Annotated in this window: 3 protein-coding genes; all 3 read left to right on the top strand. The window is 68.1% G+C overall.

The window, feature by feature from the left end; all coding sequences use genetic code 11:
* Positions 1 to 89 precede the first annotated feature (89 nt).
* The 3 genes from RTW82_RS05510 (at position 90) to RTW82_RS05500 (ending at position 7,329) form a co-directional block, all read left to right on the top strand.
* On the top strand, positions 90 to 968 hold the full coding sequence (locus RTW82_RS05510; protein WP_081711565.1) for a peptidylprolyl isomerase: 879 nt from the start codon (positions 90 to 92) through the stop codon (positions 966 to 968).
* Positions 955 to 1,824 (top strand): peptidyl-prolyl cis-trans isomerase, encoded by an 870-nt coding sequence (locus tag RTW82_RS05505; RefSeq protein ID WP_021217674.1) that lies wholly within the window; start codon positions 955 to 957, stop codon positions 1,822 to 1,824. Before RTW82_RS05510 ends, RTW82_RS05505 begins: the two co-directional genes overlap by 14 nt.
* A 147-nt stretch (positions 1,825 to 1,971) precedes the next feature.
* Complete coding sequence (locus RTW82_RS05500; protein ID WP_316924486.1) at positions 1,972 to 7,329, top strand: hypothetical protein; 5,358 nt, start codon at positions 1,972 to 1,974, stop codon at positions 7,327 to 7,329.
* The last annotated feature ends 12 nt before the right edge of the window (positions 7,330 to 7,341 follow it).

The following is a 7,341-nucleotide window of genomic DNA, read 5'->3' as shown; positions in this document are numbered from 1 at the left end:
TTTGTGAGTCGAGTCACACCCCTGTTTGTGGCCGACCTGTATATCGCACCCGCGATAAAAGGAATTTGACCTTATAAAGGTGGTGATCCATGAAGCAGTTCCCACGCCTCGCCTTGGCGTCCTCGATCCTGGCCCTGCTCCTGGCGGGCTGTGATTCCTCCAGCGATTCCATCGCCGAGGTGAACGGCAAGCCGGTCACCCAGGCGCAGTTCGACGCCTTCCTCAAGTTCAAGCGGGTTCCGGCGCAGAACGCCGAATGGGTCAGCCGCGAGCTGGACGAGTACCTGGAGCGCGAAGGCCTGGCCGGCCAGATCGAAGCCCAGGGCCTGCTCCCCGCCGAGCAGGTGGAGACCGAGGTGGCCGAGTTCCGCAAGCAGATGCTGATCAGCCGCTACTTCGAGGAGTTCCTCCGCGAGCGGGTGACCGACGAAGCGGTGCGCAACTTCTACGCCACCAACCCCGACCAGTTCCAGGCGCGCAAGGTGCATGTCGCCCATATCCTCCTGCGCACCAACCCCGGCATGAGCGAGAACGAGCGCCAGGCCCTGCTGAGCAAGGCCCAGGAAGTGCAGTCGCGGATCAACGCCGGTGAAGACTTCACCGCGCTGGCCGCCACCTTCTCCGAGGACCAGCTGTCCGCCAAGCAGGGCGGTGACCTTGGCTGGCTGCAGGAAGGCGCCATCGACCCGGCGTTCAGCGGCAAGGTATTCGCCATGAAGCCGGGCGAGCTGTCCGAGCCCGTGGTCACTCCCTTCGGCTTCCACGTGATCAAGGTGATCGAAGGGCCGCAGGTGGTGAAGCAGCCGTTCGAAGCGGTCAGTGGCGACATCCGCTATCGACTGCGCCAGGAGGCCAAGCAGGCCGAACTGGAGCGCCTGGCCAAGGCGGCGAAGATCGACCGCAAGACGCCCCCGGCCCCTGCCGAGGGCACTGCCGCCAAGGAAGGCGAAGACCGTGCCGCGGGTTGAGTGGACGCTGGGTTGCCTGCTGGCGGCGCTGCTGCTGGCCGGCTGCCGTGACGACGACGGTGCCGAGGCCCTGGCGCAGGTACCGATCGAGCCGTCGGCGACCCTGGTCACGGTGGACGAAAGCCCTATCACCCGGGCCCAGCTGGAGCTGACCGTCGAGCGCACCCTGGGCGAGTCGGCACCGCTGTTCGCCAACGACGAAGTGGAACGCAAGATCCTCGACAGCCTGGTGGCCAGCCGCGCCATGGCCCTGCTCGCCGAGCGCGAACTGGATGCCGGCGAGCGCGCCCAGCTGGACCTCAAGGCCCAGGCCTACCGCGAAGAACTGCTGGTGCGCCACTACCTGGAGCAGCACGCCACGCCGGAGCCGGTGACCAGCGAGCAGGTGGCCGACTACTACCAGCGCCACCCCGAGGAATTCGGCGGCGGCGTGGAAAAGAGCTTCGAAATCATCACCAGCGACCAGGAGCTGGATGAAACCCAGCGCGCCGAACTCATCGCACTGCTCAGCGGTGCCGAGGTGCAGGGCAACGACTGGCAGAAGCGGGTGGCCGCCTGGCGCGCCGCCGGCAAGCCGCTGGAATACCGCAGCAACCGCATCAAGCCCGAACTGCTGGAGCAGCCCCTGCGCAGCCTGGTGGAACCCACCGCGGCAGGCAGCATCGCGCCGCTCTATGTGGACGGCCAGATGTTGCTGGTGCGGGTAACGGCCGAGGAGCGCCTGCCGGCCAGGCCGCTGTCGGAAGTGAGTGGCGAGATACGCGAGAAACTGGCGCCGCAGGCCCTCAAACAGGCGGTGAAAAGCCTGAGTGAAGAGGCGACGCGCCAGGTGAAGGTGCAATACAGCTCGCGCTAGATGAGCCGATTGCGAAGAGCCGGCCGATAGGTGCCGGCATAGGGAAACGGCAGGGCAGCCTGTACAACAGTGGACGGACGAACTATGGGGATGCTGGGGGGGCAGGGCAAGCGGTGCCAGCTGCTGGCGGGGCTGGCATGGCTCCTTTTGACCAGTGGCGGCCTGGCGCAGGCGGCCGAGTCCTGTCGCGCCCTGTTCACCGGTGGCTTGCAGACCCATGGCGCCGGCGGCGTCGTCTTCCAGTGGGGCGGCACGCTGCAAGGCAACCCTAGCCAACTGATCGACACCCCCCGCGTACAGAACCCCTGGGGCGCCCCCAGCTGCGGCAGCCGCGACTGCCAGGCCAGCGGCCTGGAGGCCGCCGGCTTCGCCGGCCTGACCCTGCCCGCCATCAAGGGCGAGCATGACCTCAACCTGGGCTATCTCGGCGTGGGCGAAGCGGGCGGCGGCGAACTCAACCGCTACCGCACAGTCAACGTCGACGCCGGCGGCACCCTGACCTTCAACGCCCGCCACCAGGCCTACTACATCCAGCGCCTGAGCATCGGCTATGGCGCCAAGGTCACCCTGGCCCCCGGGCGCTACTGGATCGGCCAGCTGGACATGGCCTCCAACAGCCAGCTGCTGGTCGCCGGCGGCAACGCCAGGGTCATGCTCGGCTCATCGCTGAACCTGCCCTACCAGGCCAGCGTCAACGGCGAGGGCAGCGCCGAAGCGCTGCAGCTCTTCGTTCGCGGCAACCTGAACCTGGAGTCGTCCGCCACCGTCGGCGCCCTGGCCTATGTGGAAGGGGATTTCCGTGGGGCCTTCGCCTCGCGCCTGCGCGGCGGCCTCAACGCCCGCAACGCCGTGGTGGACACCGCCGCGCGCATCGAAACGCGCATGGACGCCATCGCCACCCTGGGCTGGAACACCCAATGCAGCGAGCGCCGCGACCTGGATGGCGACGGCGTGCTCGACCTGTTCGATGAGGATACCGACGGCGACGGCTACGACGACGAAGCCGAGCGCCTGGCGGGCAGCGACCCGCGCAATGGTCAGAGCGTGCCCCAGGTGACGCCGCCCACCACGCAGCCGAGCCAGTGCACCGCGGCCTTCGCCAAGGGCCTGCAAAGCCATACCGCTGGCGGCCGCATCAGCTTCGGGCTCAACGCCCAGCTGCGTGATGGCGTTTCCGCCTACCTGCCGGCGAGCCGGGTCGACAGCAGCTTCGCTTCCCTAGCCCGCAGCTGCGGCACCCAGGATTGCCAGCCCAGCTACACGCCTGCCCCCGTGCCGCAACTGCCGGCCTTCCTCAAGACCGGCTCCAGCTTCAACCAGGACCTGGGCTACGGCGCCACGCAGGTGATGGACGGCAGCCGCACCGAGTGGCGCCGGCTGAATGTCGCCGGCATGGCCACGGCACGCTTCACCAAGCCGGGCGCGTACCGCCTGCGGGAACTGGAAGTGGGTTACCGCGGCACCCTGGAGCTGTCCGCCGGTGACTACTGGATCGAGAAACTCACCCTGGCCAGCGAGGCGCGTATCGTCCCGCGCGGTGCAGGCACCGTGCGTCTGCACGTGGCACAGAACCTCGAGCTGCCCTGGCAGGCCCGCCTCAATGCCGAGGCCTCCGGCCAGGCCCGTGATCCCTCGCAGCTGGTGGTGCTGGCCGAAGGCAACGTCGTGCTGGGCTCCAACACCACGGTGGCCGGCTTCGTCTACGCCCGTGGCAACCTGACCCAGCAGTACGCCTCCCAGCTCACTGGTGGCGCCGTGGCGGCGAACCTGAGCCTGGAAACCCAGGCCCAGGCGCGCCAGGACCTGGCCGCGCTGGGCAAGGTCGACTTCGGCCTGCTCTGCGACTTGGATGGCGACGGCATTGGTGACAACCTCGACCCGGACCGCGACGGCGACGGCATCTCCAACGATTACGAGATCCAGCTCGGCTACAACCCGGACGACAAGAACAGCACCCCGCCGGACATGGACAAGGACGGCATCCCGGACGCCCTGGACGACGACCGCGATGGCGACGGCGTACCCAATGCCCAGGACGCCTTCCCGGACGATCCCAAGGAAAGCAGCGACCTCGACGGTGACCAGATCGGCGACAACGCCGAYACCGACCGCGATGGCGAYGGCATCTCCAACGACTACGAAACCCAGTTGGGCTTCGACCCCAAYGACAAGACCAGCACGCCGCCGGACCTGGACAAGGACGGCATCCCGGATGCCCTGGACGACGACCGYGAYGGMGAYGGCGTKCCCAACGCCCAGGACGCCTTCCCGGACGAYCCCACSGARAGCAGCGACCTCGACGGCGACAAGATCGGCGAYAACGCCGACCTGGATCGCGATGGCGACGGCATCTCCAACGACTACGAAACCCAGCTGGGCTTCGACCCGAACGACAAGAMCAGCACCCCGCCGGACCTSGAYAAGGACGGCATCCCGGATGCGCTGGACGACGACCGCGATGGCGACGGYGTRCCCAACGMYMAGGACGCSTTCCCGGACGACCCCACGGAAAGCAGCGACCTCGACGGCGACAAGATCGGCGACAACGCCGACACCGAYCGCGAYGGCGACGGCATTGCCAACGACATCGAGATCCAGCTGGGCTTCGACCCCAAYGACAAGAMCAGCACGCCGCCGGACCTGGACAAGGACGGCATCCCGGATGCGCTGGACGAYGACCGCGACGGCGACGGTGTGCCCAACGCCCAGGACGCTTTCCCGGATGATCCCACCGAGAGCAGCGACCTCGACGGCGACAAGATCGGCGACAACTCGGACCCGGACCGCGACGGCGATGGCGTCAGCAACGACGACGAAGTGGCTGCCGGCACCAACCCGAACGACCCCACCAGCTTCCCGGATCGCCAGCCGCCGGTCGTGGCCATCGAGGGCCCTGAAGTCATCAGCGTCAACGAAGACAGCGTCACCCTGCGCGGCAACGCCAATGACAGCGCTTCCGGCATGGCGCGCCTGGAGTTCACCTCCGACCGCTTCCCCGGCACCCGCTTCGCCGTGACCCTGCAAGGCAGCCAGTGGACCGCCAGCGTACCGGTGCTGGAAGGCACCAACCGGCTGACCCTGACCGCCTTCGACAAGGCCGGTAACCAGGCGAGCCTGGCACGCACGGTGGAGCGCCAGCCGCTGGCCAGCGATATCGCCCTGACGGTGGACTACCCGCTGCCGGGCGCCACGGTGAAGGACGCCAACCTGGTGGTGCGCGGCCAACTGCGCAGCGACAAGGCCGCCCAGCGCATGGAAGTTCTGGTCAACGGCGTGCCGGCCAGCCTGTCGGCCACTGGCCAGGTCACGCTGTTCGGCTTCCAATCCACGCCCATCACCCTGCAGTCGGGCTCCAACACCCTGACCATCCAGGCCTGGGTGGACCAGCGCAGCATCCAGCGCAGCCTGGTGGTGACCTACCAGCCGCCCCAGGCCAGCTTCAAGCCGCCGCGCTTCGACAACCTCTCGCCCGCCAATGGCAGCTTGCTGCCGGGCAACGGCTTCATGCTCGCCGGCCAGGTGTTCGCCGAGGCCGGCCTGGAGCGCATCAGCGTCGGTGGCCGCAACCTGGCCCTGCGCGAGCCGGGCGCCCAGCTGCATGACCTGAAAGAGGCACTGAACGTACCGGTGGGGCAGAGCAGCTACTCCGTCGAACTGCTGGCCCGCGACCGCAGCGGCCAGGAGACCCGCCAGACCCTCAGTTGGAAGCTGGACCAGGTGCCGCCACAGATCACCCTCGACCAGCCCCTGGTGGAGCTGCCAGCGAAGAACCGCGTCAGCGAGCAGCCCTATCCCCTCAAGGGCACCCTGCGCGAAACCAACCTGTCGAGCTTCCAGATCAACGGCACCGACGTGACCCTGGAGCCCGGCGCCCAGGCCGGCGAGTTCCGCTTCGCCAGCCGCATCGCGTTGCCCATCGGCCAGCCGGTGAGCGTGACCCTGGACGCCCGCGACCAGGCCGGCAACCAGCTGCGCCACGAGTACAGCCTGGAGCTCTCGGCCCAGGCGGCCATCAGCTGGGTCATCCCCACCGAGGGCACCGAACTGCTCAACCTGGGCGAACCGGTCTCCCTGCAGGTGGCGGCGCGCATCGAGGACCTCAGTGGCCTGCTGGCGCCTCGGGCCATGCTGCTGGCGGCCAATGGCGACCTGATCGCCGATGCCCCGCTGACCGGCGACACCACGCTGAAGAGCGCCACGCTGCAGATCCCGCCGCAGAGCGGCCAGTACCAGCTGCTGGCGGTTCTCCAGGGCGCAAATGGCCAAGTAGTGGCGCAGAGCGCGCGGAGCATCACCCTGGTCACCCCGCAACAGGTGCCGGTGGCCCTGGAGCGCGTCGAGCCGGCGAACAATGCCCGTTTCGTCGAGCCCAACGGCTTCATCAGCCTCTACTTCAACCAGGCCATCGACCTCGCCAAGCTGGAACTCGATGTCCACCAGACTGCCCACGGCATGTCCTACGTCGACCTCGACGGCCTGGGCACCAGTGCGCTCAAGGCCCAGGGCTACCAACTGGTGCGGGTGGACTTCGACCATCAGAACGTGGTCGGCGCCCTCTCCGAGCTGCCGGGCAGCCAGGTGATCGCCTTCTACCCGGAGAAGGACCTGGCCTATGACGCCGAGGTGTCGGTGGAGGTGCGCTACGACGGCCAGGAGCTGGAACGCCTGCGCTATCGCACCCGCGCACTGCCGACCTTCATCTCCGGCGTGGTGCTGGATCAGCTGCAGGAGCCGGTGGCGAACATCGAAGTGCGCCTGGAAGAGCTGAACCGCAGCGTGCGCACCAACCGTGACGGCGCCTTCAACTTCGGCTTCGGCGACACTGCCGAGCAGACCATCCCCGGTGGCCAGTACCGGCTGCTGCTCAACCCGGGTTCGGGCAACCGCGGGTACGGCGCCGACAGCCGCGCTGTCACCGTCCAGGGCGGCCAGCGCAACGACTTCGGCCAGATGCAGTTGGCGCAGCTCAACACCACGCTGCCCTACGTGCCGGTGAAGGGGGGCAGCCAGCTGAGCCTGCTGGAAGGCGAGCTCAAGCTCGACCTCAGTGGCGCGCGCCTGCAGTTCCCCGATGGCCGCCAGGAGGGTGACCTGCATGTGCAGATGTTGCAGTTCAGCGAGCTGCCGTACCCGGTCGAACCGCTGGCGATGCCCTACTGGATGTATGCGCTGCAACCCGCCGGGGTCAGCGTCCAGGGCGCCATCGGCGTCGACCTCGCCGCCCTGCGCCTGGGCAACACCCTCGACTACCTGCCGCCGGACGGCTCCTACGTGGTGATGGTGGGCCTGGATCGCCAGGCCGCGAGCATCGTTCCGGTGGGCGTCGGCCTGATCGGCAACGGCCGCATCCGCAGCCAGGGTGTGCTGGCCCAGGACAACCTCGACCTCTTCGGCTTCGCCCTGGCCGGCCTCGAAGCGCAACCCGCGCTCAAGGCCTATGCCAACGGCGAGCTCAACCTGCGCCAGCTGCAGGCCGAACTCTATCGCTTGAATAAAGGCCGCTGAGGCGGCCAAGGG

This window comes from Pseudomonas sp. zfem005 (assembly GCF_032621735.1).
GTDB lineage: Bacteria > Pseudomonadota > Gammaproteobacteria > Pseudomonadales > Pseudomonadaceae > Metapseudomonas > Metapseudomonas solani.
Note: the sequence above shows the minus strand (reverse complement) of the source record. Positions and strands in the feature narration are given on the sequence as shown.